The organism is Vibrio sp. Vb339 (assembly GCF_902751245.1).
Classification (GTDB): Bacteria; Pseudomonadota; Gammaproteobacteria; order Enterobacterales; family Vibrionaceae; genus Vibrio; species Vibrio coralliirubri.
The window spans coordinates 336,230-350,861 of the sequence record NZ_CADDIS010000001.1 but is presented as its reverse complement, the minus strand read 5'-3'; the positions used below and the strand labels follow the sequence as shown (position 1 = coordinate 350,861).

The window sequence follows — 14,632 nt, the reverse complement described above, 5'->3', positions numbered from 1 at the left end:
ATAGTTCCTATCCAGGTTGAATCAACCTTTTGATTCTTTAGCTCACTGTTTCGTTTAGCCTATCCCTTTTGACATTACGCTTTTTAGATGAAAAACACGCACATGGCATACTCTTGAACTAAGTTGTTTGACAGTCATATTCAACGCCACTAATTTTAAAGTTAAAGCAAAAATATGCGATGTCGTTGGTAAGGAGAAGGCTATGTCTAATTCTGTGGCTCAAGCTAAAGAAGTGCTGTTTTACGAACCCGAAGATCCGAACGGATACCTGTCAAATTTTGCCGCTTGTCCTATCAAGGTGGGTGATCAAGTTTGGGCAACCAGTGAACATTATTATCAAGCGATGAAGTTTGCCTCCGAAGCGCTACGCAATACCATTTTGGAAGCCAGTACACCTGCTGAAGCGTTCTCTTTAAGTCGTGACTACGAAGACCAAGTTCGCGACGATTGGTATGATATTCGTGTTGAAGTGATGCAGTTTATTGTGACGGAGAAGTTCAGACAGAATCCACAGTTTGCGCTGTTTCTTACCAATACCGGAGATTCGGTGATCAAAGAACATTCGCACAAAGACCACTTCTGGGGCGATGGTGGCGATGGAACCGGCGAGAACCATTTGGGTAAGATTCTGATGGCAGTGCGTCACCAGCTTCGTACTCAGCAACTGCATTTGATTGCTTCGCACTGATTCGTCGATTCAGATAGCGGGAGCGGGCATACTTATGATTACCCCTAAGACGCATTTAAAAGGCCGCCCTGCTATCTAGTATTAAGCAGGGCGGCCTTTTCGGTTTTAGAGAGTCAGGCATCAACGAGAGTTAAAGTACGTGACTAAGCTATCCGTTGCTAAGTTCTACTTTACGCTGGTGCTACAAGTAACTCTGTACGATGTCGTCAAGCTGTCCATCGTCTTTCATTTGGTCTAGGCGTTGGTTGATGAAGCTTTGCAGCTTAGGATCCATCTCAGGGTCAAACGCCAAATGGATAGGGTAGTTATTGATTACAGAACCAAACTCTTGCATCTGGTAATCATCAATACTCAGTTTTTGTTCGTTTAGGTTGTATTTGATTCGTGATTCCATTTCCACAAACACGGTGTCGCCAGGTGCTCGGTTCAGGACACGAAACGCAGCAGTGTAATCTTTTACTCGAATCTCGTTGAGCTTGCCCTGTTGGATATAAGGTTCCAAGTTCGGGTACTCAAATCCTTTCAGCAATACCACGGCTTTCCCATCGAGATCATCGATTGTATTAAACTCAAATGGCTTTTTACCGCTGCTGAGTAATACGTGTTTTACATTGTAAATCGGGTCTTCAGATAGGTTCGCAGATTGAATATTCCCCCAACTAGGGCTGCCATAGGTAACCCAGTTTGGGTTCTCTCTCGCATCGAGCTTGTCGATCATTCGATTAAAAGGGTAGGTGTGGTAGTTGATCTCATATTGGCTGTCATCAAACACGGCTTCCACAATATCTGAAACGATTCCTCTGTGAGATGACCCGTCAGTTTCGATTTGAAAAGGTTGCGCTTGGCTCGCAATAATGTAGTAGTGAAGAGGTTCGCTTGCTAAAGCATAACTGCTTGAAAACAAACTGACTATGGATGCAACGATAAGATGTTTTTTCATAACCTTCCCTAGTTATTTGATGAATGACTACTATTATACTAGTTGAGTAATTGTAGTTTGCTAGGATAACAATAATGGTAATTCGTGTATGGTGACAAAAGGAAAACGCTACGTTGGACTCTCCCGACAGTTGATCGGGATGATAATAGCGATCAGTACCTTATTCACAGTTATAGTGACAGGTCTCGGATTGTATGTAGAGTACCAAAGTCGAGTTTCTTTTATCAGCTCTCAGATCGAGCAGGTCAAGGCTGGCTACCTGTCTGGTTTAACGTCTAGTTTGTGGGTTGAAGATAGAGAGCAATTGTTTGTGCAAGCCGAAGGCATCTCTCGCCTCCCTTCGGTCAGTTACCTTCTTATCGAAAGTCCCGATGAAAAAATTCTAGAGTTAGGTCAAAAGACCGAAGGCCAATCTTATTCTCAGTCTTGGGAAATGGTGCACCAGATGGGCGGCACAGACTTCCCATTGGCGACGCTCACGGTGCAATCTGACTTGAGCATGATCCTAGATGACTTTGAAGAACGAGTGTTATTGTTGCTCGCCTTCGAAGCCGTTAAAATCTTCTTGTTGTCTCTGGTATGTTTAACCATCGTCTATCGTCTTGTCGTAAAACGTTTGATGACTATGTCTTCCCAAATCAACCAACAACAGGTCGAAGACAACAAACCGCGCTTTATAACGCCAACTCACTCTACTTACAAAGACGAGATATCAACTCTAGAGAGTAGCTATAACCGATCGGTAGAACGTATTCGTCAACAATATCAAGAGTTGGAAAAAGCTAAAGATGTTGCTGAGGTGGCCAATCGGAATAAAAGTGAATTCCTTGCCAATATGAGTCACGAAATCCGTACCCCAATGAATGGGATTATCGGGTTGTCGTCTTTGCTCTCTGAAATGGATATGCCGAAAGAGCAAAAAGAGTATATCAACATGCTCAACACCTCTTCGCTTACTTTGCTCGACTTAATCAATGACATTCTCGATTACTCGAAGATAGAAGCGGGGCGACTAGAGCTTCAGCAAGAGCCGATGAAAATGATGGGCATTGCGGCCGACGTTGAATCAACCTTCCGAGTGAAAGCGGAGCAGAAAGGGCTTCGATTCCAATTAGCGATCGACCCTAAGATCCCAACTATGGTGATTGGCGACGGTACTCAACTAAGACAAGTCCTAAATAACTTAGTAGGCAACGCGATTAAATTTACCGAGCACGGCCACGTCACGCTCTCGCTTCGTTTGGAAGAGGTGGTTGAGCCTGAGCAAAAACTCAGAGTGAAGTTCGAGGTTGTCGACAGCGGTATCGGTATTGCAGAAGACAAACAGAAATCGGTGTTCGATAAGTTTCAACAAGCCGACGGCAGTACCACACGTATTTACGGAGGCACAGGGCTTGGTCTAACAATATGCGAGAAGATCGTGACATTGATGGGCAGCAAGCTTGAACTCACCAGTGTTGAAGGTAAGGGCAGTACATTCTTTTTTACGGCTGACTTTGACCCGTGTTTAGAAGCCGATGAAAGCAATATCGATTTCAATCAGGTTTCGGTTCTGCTTGTGGATGATAGCCAGCTGAACATGCGTATAACGTCTACACAGCTTCAATCCTTTGGCGTTAAGTCTGAGTGCTGTGAAACGGCAAACCAAGCGTTAGAGTTGGTTTCAGAGTCTGTGGCTAAGTCATCACCTTATGATCTCGTGCTGATAGACAAAGTAATGCCGTCCGTTGATGGCTTTCAACTGGCGAGAAGCTTAGTTGAACGCTTTGGTAGCGAGTGTCCCAAGTTAGTGATGATCTCTGCTGACCCTAGAAAGCAAGATGAAGCTCGTGCTAAACAAGTCGGTTTTGTTGCCTACATTGCGCGTCCTTACCAAGATAATCAGCTAAAATGGACCATCAGTGAGGTACTCGCGAGAGCCGCTGATACTTCAGTCTTTACTTATCCGAATAGAGGAGAGGTTGCGTTTAAAGACAATGAGCCTGTGCCGCTAATCAAACCTGCGGCGGTTGTTAAAGAGGATCCCACTGTCTCTGTAAACGCCCCACAAGCCGGTAAACAAGCTCCAGTTCAAGCAGAGTCAAAACCTGTCGCGGCTGCCGGAGAATTTAGTGGTACGGTTTTGGTCGTTGAAGACTCGCGAGTAAACCAGCAAGTTGCCAAGATGATGCTCAAGAAGCTTGGCTTTGACGTTGATATTGCCGGCAACGGTGAAATTGGTGTCGATAAATTCAAGTCCAACGAATACGAGATGATTTTTATGGATTGTCAGATGCCGGTTCTTGATGGTTTCGAAGCGACCAAGCAGATCCGAGCGCTCGAAGAAGGGTCTTCAAAGCACATTCCAATCGTTGCGCTGACGGCCAACGTTGTACAGCGAGACAAGCATTTGTGTTTCGATGTAGGCATGGATGAGTTTTTACCTAAGCCTGTTAATCAAGGGAAACTGAGAGAGATCGTTGCCAGTTTCTTGTCGAAAGAGACCGAATCAAGCAAAGAACACGAGCAGAAAATCGTTTAGTTTTATGTGATTCTTCATCGTTCCTAATCTTTTATCGAGACCTAAAGCACATCCGTGTTTTAGGTCTTTTTTATGTGTGTTGAAGAGATTGGACTTCAATACCAGTTCGCCAGAGAAAGCCTCTAATCGGCAGACAAGAACACCAAACATTGATCGTGAACTCACTTTATCGAATCCTTGTGTAAGCTTCATTTCATTGTCATACAACTTCTCCAAGGCTTTGCTAGTCTAAAGTTGCGACCTATTAAGGGTTCACCCACCCCATATTCATCATCTGTTGTACTTCTGCTATTTGCTTTTATTAAAACCTAATCAATTGAAAGGGCTATCAACATGAGTAAAGTAATTGCAACTCACTCTGAGTTAGACAAAGCAACGCAACTATTCGACGACTTTTTGGCAGGCATGCCAGAAATATCAATCAATACCGCTCACACAGACGCGCCAAACAGCATTAACATCAATGACAATGAAGAAGTGCAGGCTTATCTCAAGTATTCGTTCTCCCAATATCTTGACTCGATAGCCCAGCCAGACACCCAACATGAACCTGAATTAAAACCTCATACCCAAGTGCTTCTCACACTGGATGAAAGTGGCTACCCAATCACAGCGGTGAGTGATGGTGACAGTGAGTTAGAAATTCTGATTTGGGACAACGATTACGATGGCATTGTTGATCATGTATTGCCGAAACCAGACGGAGGCTGCGGTATTTTGACCAACCAATACACCACCAAAGATGTGGTTGCCATTGAGTGGGCGAGCGCCATTATGGACGTGAATCTCAATGGTTTTGAGTTTGAGTGTACGACTATTTCTCTACTGTCTGAAAATGAAATAAAAATAGAACAAACAGGCGCGGCACCTAAGACAGAGATCATCCATGCATCGTCTGAGAACGCCATTAATATGCTTCATGCGATAGAGCAAGAGTTCAAGTACATTCATGGTCATGCTTGAACCGTTGCTCTCTGAAAGGGATATCAGCCGAAGATCAACCAAGCCGCATCAATATGCGGCTTTATTTTGGGTAATGGATATCTGCTTAAATTCACTGACTATGAAATCAATCAAGCCTCTCAACGCCGGGTTTTACTGCGGTAAGCATGGTCAATGCAGTACTAGATACATTCACCAAAGCGTATCGTCATGCCATCGCAAGTGATGAGTCAGGGCAAGCCTTTGATGTGGTTGATTACATCTAAGTAAAAAAGTGAAGTAAGTGATAAAGGTGGCCTGAAAAGACCACCTTTTTTGTTTGTGTGGGTTTGAACTTAGTCTCTATCGATTGCGAACGCAGACCACGCTTGTCGGGTCGGCATCACTTCGACTCGGTTAATGTTGATGTGCTCTGGTAAGGTTGCGATATAAAACATCTGCTCGGCTATATCCTCTGCTGACAACGGTGTGGTGCCTTGGTAAAGATTGTCTGAAGCCGTCTGATTACCTTTGGTTCTTACTAGAGTAAATTCCGTTTCTGCAATACCAGGGGAAAGGTCAGTCACTCGTACCCCAGTGCCTTGTAGGTCGCAACGTAGGTTGTAACTGAACTGCTTTACGAACGCTTTGCTGGCGCCATAGACATGGCTGCCTGGATAAGGCCATTGCCCGGCGATTGATCCAACATTGATGATCGAGCTTCCTGCACCATTCTTAATTAACGTTGGCAACAATGCATGAGTGACATTGACTAAGCCAGTGACATTGGTGTCGATCATTGTGTGCCAGTCTTTCAAGTCCACATCAGGCGAGCCTTCTGGTGCCAAGGCTAATCCTGCATTATTGACCAATGCGGTAATCGATGAAAATTCAGCGGGTAATGAATCAATGGCTTGTTTTACGGCGTCTGCGTCTCGAACGTCGAGTTGAATTACATGCACAGGCACCGTTAATTCTTCCTTTAGGTCGAGTAGCCTTTCGATTCGACGACCAGACAGCACTAACGACCAGTTATCTTCTGCGAAACGTTTTGCTGCCGCTTTGCCGAAACCAGAGGTTGCCCCTGTAATGAACGCTATCTTATCCATAAATACATCCTTCTAATTTGAAATTAACATAAGTAGTGCCATGCCGATCAAAATCGGCGCGGTCGTTGTTTTTGCAGACAAGTTCGGTACTGATAGATACAGTTTTTGCCCCAGTACATTGCCAATCAAAGCTGCCGGTAATAGCCATAAACCTGTGATGAACGATTCTTGGTTAAATGCGCCAATCCATATGAAGCCGATCAGTGAAATCGCTGAACTCAGCAGAAAAAACACAATCGCGGTGGCTCTCTGTTCACTGGTTTTAATGGTCAGGTTCATCAAATACGTCACTAATGGCGGACCTCCTGAAGAAGCGGTAGTCATGCTAAACCCCGAAATGGCTCCCGCCCAAAACGCGTGTCGTTGGTGCAACCAAGTGAGGCGTAAGTCCAAAATAATCAGCGTGCCAGCGACCAAAGACATCATCGCGATGAAGGCCTTCAAGCCTGATTCCGATATCGTGCTAATGAAATACAGCGAGAAAGGCACCGCAACCAACATGCCAATACACAGCGGCGCAATAAGCCGGATATTGATGGTGGTTTTACTTCGCTTGAGCAGAGGAAAGGTACTTAAAAAGTCCAACAAGATAGCGATGGTTACCGCTTGCAATGGTGGAACAATAAAGCTGAGGGAAAGCGCTGCGATAATCGCAAACCCAAATCCTGAATAGCCTCGAACTACTCCTGCAAACAGAATCAATGTCATCGCTAATCCTAATTCCACTCTTGCTCACCTCTTTGCTTTTGATATTGCTGCTGCGTTAATTAGCGTTCGATGAGACCTGTCTCGTCTGCCTTTCAATCTATTCACACCTAAGAGTTTTTAATAGAGCCAGATCGACGATTGGATTGGGTCAGGCTGTTTGTTGGATCGGGGATGAGACTTGGGCTGATGTACTGGCCCAATGTTTTGTTGAAACTGACACTATGAGCTCCGCCCTGTTTGGGATGAAGATTATTCCATCCGATAGCGCAGCCTTTTCAATGTCGTGTTTTGTGTCTTTCATTCTCGAAGACGAGCCAAGCACGAGCGGCTGTGAATCTAGTGTTGTTAATGGAGACGATGAAATGGAAGTATCAACAGAACAGCTTGTGAACCAAGATATTATCGACCTCGACAAGAGCGTATTTCATTCTTGGTCGATTCAAGAAGCAGCGGAGCCTATCGCCATTGCGGGTGGGCAAGGATGCAAAATGTGGGACTACGAAGGTAAAGAGTACCTTGATTTTAGTAGCCAGCTCGTCAATACCAACATTGGTCATCAGCATCCACAAGTGATCAAAGCGATTAAAGATCAAGCGGATTCCTTGGTGACGGTTGCCCCTGCGACCGCAAACCTCACTCGCGGTTTGGCGGCCAAGCGCATCTTGTCGAAAGCGCCAAGCACGTTTAAGAAGGTGTTCTTTACCAATGCAGGGGCAGACGCCAACGAAAATGCGATTCGCATGGCGCGACAATTCACTGGGCGCGACAAGGTGTTATCTGCTTACCGTTCTTACCATGGCAATACAGGTACTGCTATTGCTGCGACGGGGGACTTTCGTCGAATTCCAAACGAGTATAGCCGTGGGCACGTTCACTTCTTCAATCCATTTCTCTATCGAAGCGAGTTCAACGCGGCGACTGAGGCAGAAGAGAGTGAGCGTGCCCTGCAGCATTTAGAGCGAGTGATTGAATGCGAAGGGCCAACAGCGATTGCGGCGATTATTCTAGAGACCATTCCGGGAACGGCTGGCTTTCTCATTCCGCCCAAAGACTACCTTGTTGGTGTGCGTGAGCTGGCAACCAAACATGGCATTCAACTGATCTTTGATGAGGTGATGGTCGGCTTTGGCCGCACGGGTAAGTGGTTTGCGTTTGAGCACTTTAATGTAGTGCCAGATCTGATTACTTTCGCGAAAGGGGTGAACTCGGGTTATGTGCCGGCTGGTGGTGTGGTGGTCAGCGAACCGATCGTTGAGCACTTTAAGTCAAACTTCTTTATGGGCGGCTTAACGTATTCTGGTCACCCTTTGGCGATGGCTTCTATCGTTGCAACACTCGATGTGATGGAGCAAGAGGGCATTGTCACACACGCTGATAACGTGGGTAACAGTGTTCTAGGGCCGCTTCTACTGAGCCTTCAAGAGTTACACCCTATGATTGGTGATGTGCGCGGTAAAGGGATGTTCTGGGCTGTAGAGCTGGTGGAAGATCGTGAAAGCAAGGCGCCTTTAAGCAATGAAAAAATGGGGCAATTGAAAGCGCAATTGACCAAGCGAGGCCTGTTGACCTTCATTGTGAATAACCGCATTCACGTTGCGCCACCTTTGGTTATTCAGCCAAGCGAGATTAAGAAAGGCGTTAAGATCATTGATGAAGTGTTGTTTGAACTCGCTTCTTAATTCTTTAATAAGATAGCTAACACAGCAACCAAGGCACTTTGGCAAAGGATTCCCCGTTCTTTCCAGCGTGCCAACCCTAACCTTCAGAAACGACAAAAGAGCATCGATTGAAGCTCTTTTTTACGTTCATTCACTTAATCACTCTGCTCAAACCGCTCTTAAGTGATGCTAGATCTTCATCGCCTCTGACAGCTCTTTGATGCCGGGTGCGATCAGATCTTTGTCGATGGCGTGAAAGCCCAATCGAAAATAGGAGTTGGGGTCATATTCTGACAATGCTTCACAGCCCGATTCCGTCTCGCTATTACTCATGAAGTGTGAATAGCCTGTCTCAATCAATATGCCCTTTTGGGCAGCTCGTGAAGCTAAACGCTGGCTATTGATGTGGCTAGGCGTTTGTAGCCACAGAGAGTTGGCCTGCTCGCTTTGAGCCAGTCGTTTACAATCCGGTAGGTATTTCAAGACGGCATCGTTGATCAGCTTCCAGCGCTGGCGCGTGTTTTCTCTAAAGCGTCTTACAAAGCTGTCGTAGTAGCCTTGTTCAATAAAGTGCGCCACTTCCATCTGAACACGGCTTGGCGCATGTCGGTACATCAAGCGACGCAGTATTCTAAGGTCGTAGATCAACTCTTCAGGTGCCACGATGTAGCCTAACCTCAAGCCGGGTGCTAATAGCTTAGAGAAGCTGCTGACGTAGATGACACGCCCTTCCTTGTCACTGGCTTTTAGCGCGGGTTTAGGGTTCCACTCCACGTTGCACTCGGCGTCATAGTCATCTTCGATAATCACCGCATCGTTGGCTTTGGCCATTTCCAGTAACTGAGTTCGACGTTCGTCACTCATGGTGACGCCCGTTGGAGCTTGATGGCTGGGCGTGACATAGAAGTGATCACACAGTGAAGAGTGCTCATTGAATCTCAATCCTTGTTCATCCACTTGATGCGGGTGTAACTGCGCGCCTGCGAGATTAAAGATGTGATTCGCTTCCTTGTAGCCGGGGTTCTCGACTCCGACTCGGCTCTGATGGTTCATGAGCAAGGTCGAAATCAAATACAGCGCATTTTGCGAGCCTAAGGTTATGAGGATCTCATCACTTTGGGCATGAATACCGCGCTGAGGAAGCACCCTTGTGCGTATCTGTTCGACCAGCATGTCGACGTCTTTATCGACCTTGTCACACAGCCAGCGATGGTCATTTGGATCTGAGGTGACCTTTCTTGTGGCTTCTCGCCATTGCGCTAATGGAAAGTCATTGATAGAGGGTTGGCCAAAAATAAAGGGGTACTGATAGCAGCTCCAGTGCGAGGGTTTGACAATGCGAGGGTATTGGCTCAATTGCAGTTTAACTCGCTTGCTCCAATCCGGTGCATTGTCGTTGTCTGTTGATTCAAAATGATCCAACTTCGCATCGATTTCTTCGCTTGGATTTTGATACTTTTCTGACAGGTAATAACCACTGCGAGGCTTGCTGATGAGATAACCATCATCGAGCAAACTGTCGTACACCAACGAGACCGTATTGCGTGAAACACCTAATTGGCTAGAGAGCTTGCGACAAGACGGGAGCGCTTGTTCCGCAGGAAAAATACCATTCAATATCGCCGTCACCAAATAGCTACGTACTTGTTCTTGTAGGCTTCTTTTGGAATCAAACTCGATGAAACAATTGTGATTTATCGCCATGAGATACAGTCCTTATTCTCAGTAAACCTCGGTCCTATTTGTATAAAAGAGCAAGAAATGAGCCAGAGTTCATATGGATGTTTTAAGGACTGGCTTTTGAACGGTATCTAATGTGAAAGATGCCCTGTCCCAAACCCGAAAGTTACTTTGTCCCAAACTAGAAAATTGCTCTGTCCCAACCTGAAAATTAAATTGGCTCTACGTCTTCGAGGCATTCCGTTCATAAAGTAAAGGCAGGCAAATAATCTCGATAAGGAAAGCGTATGAAACAGGGAATGACGATGAAGGCATGGGTTTCAACAGCGGCAGCAACAGTCGTACTGGGTTGTTTTGGTATCGCACAAGCATCCGAGCTTGCAGCCATCGAAAAGCAAGGTTTTATGAAAGTGGCGACAGAAGATAACTATTCGCCATTCAACTACATCGATCGTGGTAATCCGGCTGGGATTAATAAAGATCTGCTTGATGAACTGCGTGAATATTCGAAGTTCGATATTGAACAAGAGATCTTACCTTGGACAGGGTTACTCGCGTCAGTATCCGCAGGCCAATACGATGTGGCGTTAACCGGAGCAATCATTACCGACGCCCGTTTAAAGGCCTTCGACTTTACTCCACCGATTGCTTCAGCGCAGCACTACTTCTTAACCCGAGCAGGTGATGACGACATTAATACTGTCGCGGATCTAGACGGTAAAACTGTTGGCTTACAAGCGGGTAGTGCTTTGTTAGAGCGACTTCCTGAGCTGGAAGAGATGCTAGAAGCACAAGGCAAGTCTTTGGGCAAAGTCGTTCAGTATCAATCTTATCCAGAAGCGTATTCCGACTTGGCGATCGGCCGTATCGACTATGTGATCAACAGTGTCGTTTCTGTTAACGAGGTGGTGAAGTCGAAGTCAAAGGTATTCAAAAAGGGCGAAGCAGTCTCTGGCCCAGGTTTCGTGAGCTGGCCAGTTCCTAAAGAGAACCCTGAGCTGTTGGCTTACCTAACGGAGTTTTTCCTGCACCTAGAACAAACAGGAAAAATGGCGGAGTTGCAGAAGAAGTGGTTCGGTGAGTCGTTCGACCAACTGCCTTCAGAAGCCATTACTTCGGTTGAGCAGTATCACAAGCTAACAGCAGTTCAATAGATGGATAAGCATGCGCTGACACAAACAGTTAACGGCTGTTTGTGTCCATGCCAATGGGTTCAAAGCGGTTTAACCCATGAATCATTTGCGCAAAACCTATCGAAAGAAGTCGCTTATCAAAGAGGTCGTTTATGGATTATTACGCTTGGGAACAGTTGCTACAGGGCGCGTGGGCTACGGCATGGATATCGGCAGTCTCGATTGTATTAGGTGTGGTCATTGGGCTAGTCATTGCCTTGATTCGAATGATGAAAATCCCGTTTGTGGATCAAATGCTGGGTATCTATGTCAGTTGGGCACGAGCAACACCTTTGGTGACACTGGCTCTGTTTATCTTTCTTTCGTTCCCGTCATTTGGCATCAATTTAGACAAACACGTTTCTGCCATTTTAGCGCTCACACTCAACACATCGGCATTCAATGCGGAAATTTGGCGCAATGCTTTTCTTAACTTTTCAAAAGGGCAAATGGAAGCGGCCGAAGCGATTGGCATGCGACGCCTGACTTACTTCCGCCGAATCATGTTCCCGCAAATGGTGATCATGAGCTTACCTGCGCTCGTCAATGAGATGTCGTTTTTAATCAAAGGCAGCCCTGCGATTGCAGTGATCGGTATCGTTGATCTAACCCGTGTCACCAACCGAATTGCAGCGGTTACCTATGAGCCACTCGGGCCAATCTTATGTGCGGGTGCCATCTACATATTGATTATTGGCGTGTTGGTGAAGTTGCAAGCTGTGGCTGAAAACCGAGCCACTTATCTGCAGCAATAAGTGCATACAGCTGTTATCAGTAGCAACAGTTTGGCCGTCATAACTACTTGGTCAGCAACACCATTTACCTGCTTGTGAAGCGTCATTGAGTGGGTAAAATTAAGGAGTAAATATGGAAGAATGGAATATTATCTGGCAACAAAAAGAGCTGTTTGCTTCTGGTTTTGTGACCACGTTTTATCTTTTTGTTTCGTCTTCAATCTTGAGTTTCATCATTGGCATCAGTTTGTTGTATTGTCTCGAAAACTCAAAACTTGGTGTGAAGTACACCATCAATAGTTTGATAGGCATGATGCGCACCTTGCCGTTTCTTATCTTAGCGTACCTGCTCTATTACGGGTTGCCGCAGGTTGGTATTCGACTTGATGCCATTACAGCGGGAATCATCGCGCTAAGTCTCTATCACGGTACCTATTTTTGTGAGATTTTCCGAGGTGTTCGTAAAGGGTTAGAGCCAGGTTACATCGAAGCGGCGCACGCCTATGGCTTTTCTAAACTCAAAACCTTCACTCGAGTCATCACCCCCAACGTGTTATTTAAGTCGGTTCCTCTGATCACTAACCAACTTATCATCTGCTTAAAAGACACTGCGTTTCTCAGCATCATTACCGTCGCAGAAATTACCGCGGCAGCCAACAGTATTCAATCGACCTACTTCATCCCATTGAATGCGTTCATCATTGCGATTGCGCTCTACTGGGCGGTGAGTATTGCACTTGAAACCATTACCAAACGAATCCAAACCAAAGTTGAACTTAGAGGGCTTAGCCATGCTTAAACAATCAGAGATTATTGAAACAGAAGCACCGATTAACCCCTCTTTGGGAGTGAGTTTGGAAGTGATTGAGTGCGAGCCACTGTTGGACGAGCGTGAGACGATTATCAAGGTTGAAAACCTGTCGAAACAGTTTGATGGCATCGAAGTATTACGAGACATCAACCTCACTATCAACAAAGGCGATGTGGTCAGTATTCTCGGTTCGTCTGGGTCGGGTAAATCGACGTTATTGCGCTGCATGAACTGGTTAGAGCAACCAGAACGCGGCACGATCTTCATGGGTGAGGAGCGTATTGGTATCAACTCTGAAACGGGTAAGCCGCTCAAATACAAAGAGTTGGCGAAACTTCGAGAGCGCCTTGGTATGGTCTTTCAAAGCTTCAACTTATGGCCACATCTCACCGTGTTGCAGAACGTCATGGAAGCGCTGGTACACGTGAAAAAGATAACAAAATCTGACGCAGAGGAGATGGCTCGTAAGCAACTCGACAAGGTGGGCATGTCTCACAAGCTAGAGAGCTACCCAAGTATGTTATCGGGTGGACAAAAGCAACGCGTCGCGATTGCCAGAGCACTCGCGATGGAGCCGGATGTATTGTTGTTTGATGAGCCAACTTCGGCGCTCGACCCTGAGTTGGTCGAAGAGGTGTTACTGGTGATGAAGAAGCTATCTCAAGAGGGTTACACCATGGTGGTAGTGACTCATGAGATGGAGTTCGCGCGTCAAGTATCGGATCAGGTGGTATTCCTTGAGAAGGGGATATTGATTGAGAAATCCAACCCAGAGAAGTTCTTCACTAACCCAGAGTCACCAAGGGTAAGGCAGTTCCTTAAGCTTGATTCATGAGCTAGATGATTCACATCACCTTAATGTTTGATTGCTAAATCCAAAACTCCGACCTAATCAGTCGGAGTTTTTGTATGTGTGTGGTTCTTCTCTCAAGCAGACACAGCATTACCCAATGCTATCAATGTGGATCACTACAGAATCGGGTCGCCAGTATTCCAACTCGCAGTCCATTAGCTCACCGTCTTGTTTGTAGTTCACTCGGCAGATCTTCAAAACAGGCTGGCCTTCTGCCAAATTCAACGCCTTGGCGACATGGGCAGGTGCAGAAGTGGGAATCACATCAAAGCGCGAGCGTTGGGTCTCGTAGCCGTATTTTTCTCGGTAGATGTCTGTTAGTGACATGGTGAGGTTTTCCGATAAGACACCATCAAACAAGGGCGCTTTCAGTACATTTTCAACAAACAGCACTGCTCTGCCATCAATAAAACGCAGGCGCTCAATCACGTGTATTGGCGTTATCTGCTCTATCTCTAATGCTTTGGCGTAATCGCCAGCCGCCATCTCTGTGCGGGTGCTGAGCAGTCTGGTTTCTGCTATGCGGTGTTGTTCACGAATCATTTGATGAAAGTGAGAACGTGACAATGGGTTATAGCGAACACGTTCGGGTGACACATACCAACCTCGACGCTCTTCTCGATATATCAAACCTTCGGTTTCTAATGATACCAACGCATCTTTGAGCGTAATTCGTGTGGTTGAAAACAGCTCGCTGAGCTCTCTTTCGGATGGCAGTTTTTGCCCCTCGGTGAAGATGCCAGATTGAAGCTGTTCTCTAATGCTCGCCTTAATTCTACCTAGCTGTGTCCCTGATTGCCTTGTGGCCAATGTTCTCATTGCTGATCTAGTCCATAA

13 protein-coding genes are annotated in these 14,632 nt (G+C 46.0%); 8 read left to right on the top strand and 5 right to left on the bottom strand.

Annotated features, from left to right (window positions below):
* The first annotated feature begins 127 nt into the window (after positions 1-127).
* Positions 128-688 carry an NADAR family protein gene (locus tag HRQ85_RS01625; protein ID WP_048614216.1) on the top strand — a complete coding sequence of 187 codons (561 nt, stop codon included), beginning with the start codon at positions 128-130 and terminating at the stop codon, positions 686-688.
* Between the two features lie 181 nt (positions 689-869).
* Here HRQ85_RS01625 and HRQ85_RS01620 read toward each other — a convergent pair whose 3' ends face one another.
* Positions 870-1,628: a substrate-binding periplasmic protein gene (locus tag HRQ85_RS01620; protein ID WP_172378492.1), complete on the bottom strand. Its 759-nt coding sequence runs from the start codon at positions 1,626-1,628 to the stop codon at positions 870-872.
* Between the two features lie 88 nt (positions 1,629-1,716).
* On the opposite strand from HRQ85_RS01620, the gene HRQ85_RS01615 reads away from it, so the two are divergent.
* Positions 1,717-4,149: a response regulator gene (locus tag HRQ85_RS01615; protein WP_172378491.1), complete on the top strand. Its 2,433-nt coding sequence runs from the start codon at positions 1,717-1,719 to the stop codon at positions 4,147-4,149.
* Between the two features lie 333 nt (positions 4,150-4,482).
* Positions 4,483-5,112, top strand: coding sequence for a hypothetical protein (locus HRQ85_RS01610; protein ID WP_172378490.1), 630 nt, complete (start codon positions 4,483-4,485; stop codon positions 5,110-5,112).
* A gap of 314 nt (positions 5,113-5,426) precedes the next feature.
* On the opposite strand, the gene HRQ85_RS01605 is transcribed toward HRQ85_RS01610, so the two are convergent.
* Both HRQ85_RS01605 and HRQ85_RS01600 read right to left on the bottom strand, forming a co-directional pair.
* Complete coding sequence (locus tag HRQ85_RS01605; protein ID WP_048610163.1) at positions 5,427-6,179, bottom strand: SDR family NAD(P)-dependent oxidoreductase; 753 nt, start codon at positions 6,177-6,179, stop codon at positions 5,427-5,429.
* A 12-nt stretch (positions 6,180-6,191) separates the two neighbouring features.
* A complete protein-coding gene (locus HRQ85_RS01600) occupies positions 6,192-6,887 on the bottom strand; it encodes a sulfite exporter TauE/SafE family protein (RefSeq protein ID WP_081229169.1) in 696 nt (231 codons plus the stop codon).
* Positions 6,888-7,249: 362 nt separating this feature from the next.
* Between HRQ85_RS01600 and HRQ85_RS01595 the strand changes: the two genes are divergently transcribed.
* On the top strand, positions 7,250-8,566 hold the full coding sequence (locus tag HRQ85_RS01595; RefSeq protein WP_172378489.1) for an aspartate aminotransferase family protein: 1,317 nt from the start codon (positions 7,250-7,252) through the stop codon (positions 8,564-8,566).
* Positions 8,567-8,734: 168 nt separating this feature from the next.
* On the opposite strand, the gene pdxR is transcribed toward HRQ85_RS01595, so the two are convergent.
* On the bottom strand, positions 8,735-10,249 hold the full coding sequence (pdxR, locus tag HRQ85_RS01590) for a MocR-like pyridoxine biosynthesis transcription factor PdxR (protein WP_081229168.1): 1,515 nt from the start codon (positions 10,247-10,249) through the stop codon (positions 8,735-8,737).
* 263 nt (positions 10,250-10,512) lie between these two features.
* Here pdxR and HRQ85_RS01585 point away from each other — a divergent pair, with 263 nt between their 5' ends.
* The 4 genes from HRQ85_RS01585 to HRQ85_RS01570 all read left to right on the top strand — a co-directional run bounded on the left by HRQ85_RS01585 (position 10,513) and on the right by HRQ85_RS01570 (position 13,777).
* Entirely contained in the window at positions 10,513-11,379 is an 867-nt protein-coding gene (locus tag HRQ85_RS01585) for a transporter substrate-binding domain-containing protein (RefSeq protein WP_216655498.1), read from the top strand.
* Between the two features lie 131 nt (positions 11,380-11,510).
* Positions 11,511-12,152 carry an amino acid ABC transporter permease gene (locus HRQ85_RS01580; protein ID WP_172378488.1) on the top strand — a complete coding sequence of 214 codons (642 nt, stop codon included), beginning with the start codon at positions 11,511-11,513 and terminating at the stop codon, positions 12,150-12,152.
* Between the two features lie 112 nt (positions 12,153-12,264).
* Positions 12,265-12,930: an amino acid ABC transporter permease gene (locus HRQ85_RS01575; protein WP_050653103.1), complete on the top strand. Its 666-nt coding sequence runs from the start codon at positions 12,265-12,267 to the stop codon at positions 12,928-12,930.
* Complete coding sequence (locus HRQ85_RS01570; protein ID WP_301540140.1) at positions 12,923-13,777, top strand: amino acid ABC transporter ATP-binding protein; 855 nt, start codon at positions 12,923-12,925, stop codon at positions 13,775-13,777. The genes HRQ85_RS01575 and HRQ85_RS01570 overlap by 8 nt, the downstream gene beginning before the upstream one ends.
* A 108-nt stretch (positions 13,778-13,885) precedes the next feature.
* Here HRQ85_RS01570 and HRQ85_RS01565 read toward each other — a convergent pair whose 3' ends face one another.
* The gene (locus HRQ85_RS01565) at positions 13,886-14,614 is read right to left on the bottom strand and encodes a UTRA domain-containing protein (RefSeq protein WP_172378487.1); all 729 of its coding nucleotides are present in this window, start codon (positions 14,612-14,614) and stop codon (positions 13,886-13,888) included.
* Positions 14,615-14,632: the final 18 nt, after the last annotated feature.

Bases quoted from the DNA above. Each gene is read 5' to 3' on its own strand.
- HRQ85_RS01570 (WP_301540140.1), top strand. From the start codon at position 12,923: ATGCTTAAACAATCAGAGATTATTGAAACAGAAGCACCGATTAACCCC.
- HRQ85_RS01580 (WP_172378488.1), top strand. From the start codon at position 11,511: ATGGATTATTACGCTTGGGAACAGTTGCTACAGGGCGCGTGGGCTACG.
- HRQ85_RS01610 (WP_172378490.1), top strand. From the start codon at position 4,483: ATGAGTAAAGTAATTGCAACTCACTCTGAGTTAGACAAAGCAACGCAA.
- HRQ85_RS01615 (WP_172378491.1), top strand. From the start codon at position 1,717: ATGGTGACAAAAGGAAAACGCTACGTTGGACTCTCCCGACAGTTGATC.
- HRQ85_RS01595 (WP_172378489.1), top strand. From the start codon at position 7,250: ATGGAAGTATCAACAGAACAGCTTGTGAACCAAGATATTATCGACCTC.
- HRQ85_RS01600 (WP_081229169.1), bottom strand. From the start codon at position 6,887: ATGACATTGATTCTGTTTGCAGGAGTAGTTCGAGGCTATTCAGGATTT.
- HRQ85_RS01605 (WP_048610163.1), bottom strand. From the start codon at position 6,179: ATGGATAAGATAGCGTTCATTACAGGGGCAACCTCTGGTTTCGGCAAA.
- HRQ85_RS01620 (WP_172378492.1), bottom strand. From the start codon at position 1,628: ATGAAAAAACATCTTATCGTTGCATCCATAGTCAGTTTGTTTTCAAGC.
- HRQ85_RS01565 (WP_172378487.1), bottom strand. From the start codon at position 14,614: ATGAGAACATTGGCCACAAGGCAATCAGGGACACAGCTAGGTAGAATT.
- HRQ85_RS01585 (WP_216655498.1), top strand. From the start codon at position 10,513: ATGAAACAGGGAATGACGATGAAGGCATGGGTTTCAACAGCGGCAGCA.
- HRQ85_RS01575 (WP_050653103.1), top strand. From the start codon at position 12,265: ATGGAAGAATGGAATATTATCTGGCAACAAAAAGAGCTGTTTGCTTCT.
- pdxR (WP_081229168.1), bottom strand. From the start codon at position 10,249: ATGGCGATAAATCACAATTGTTTCATCGAGTTTGATTCCAAAAGAAGC.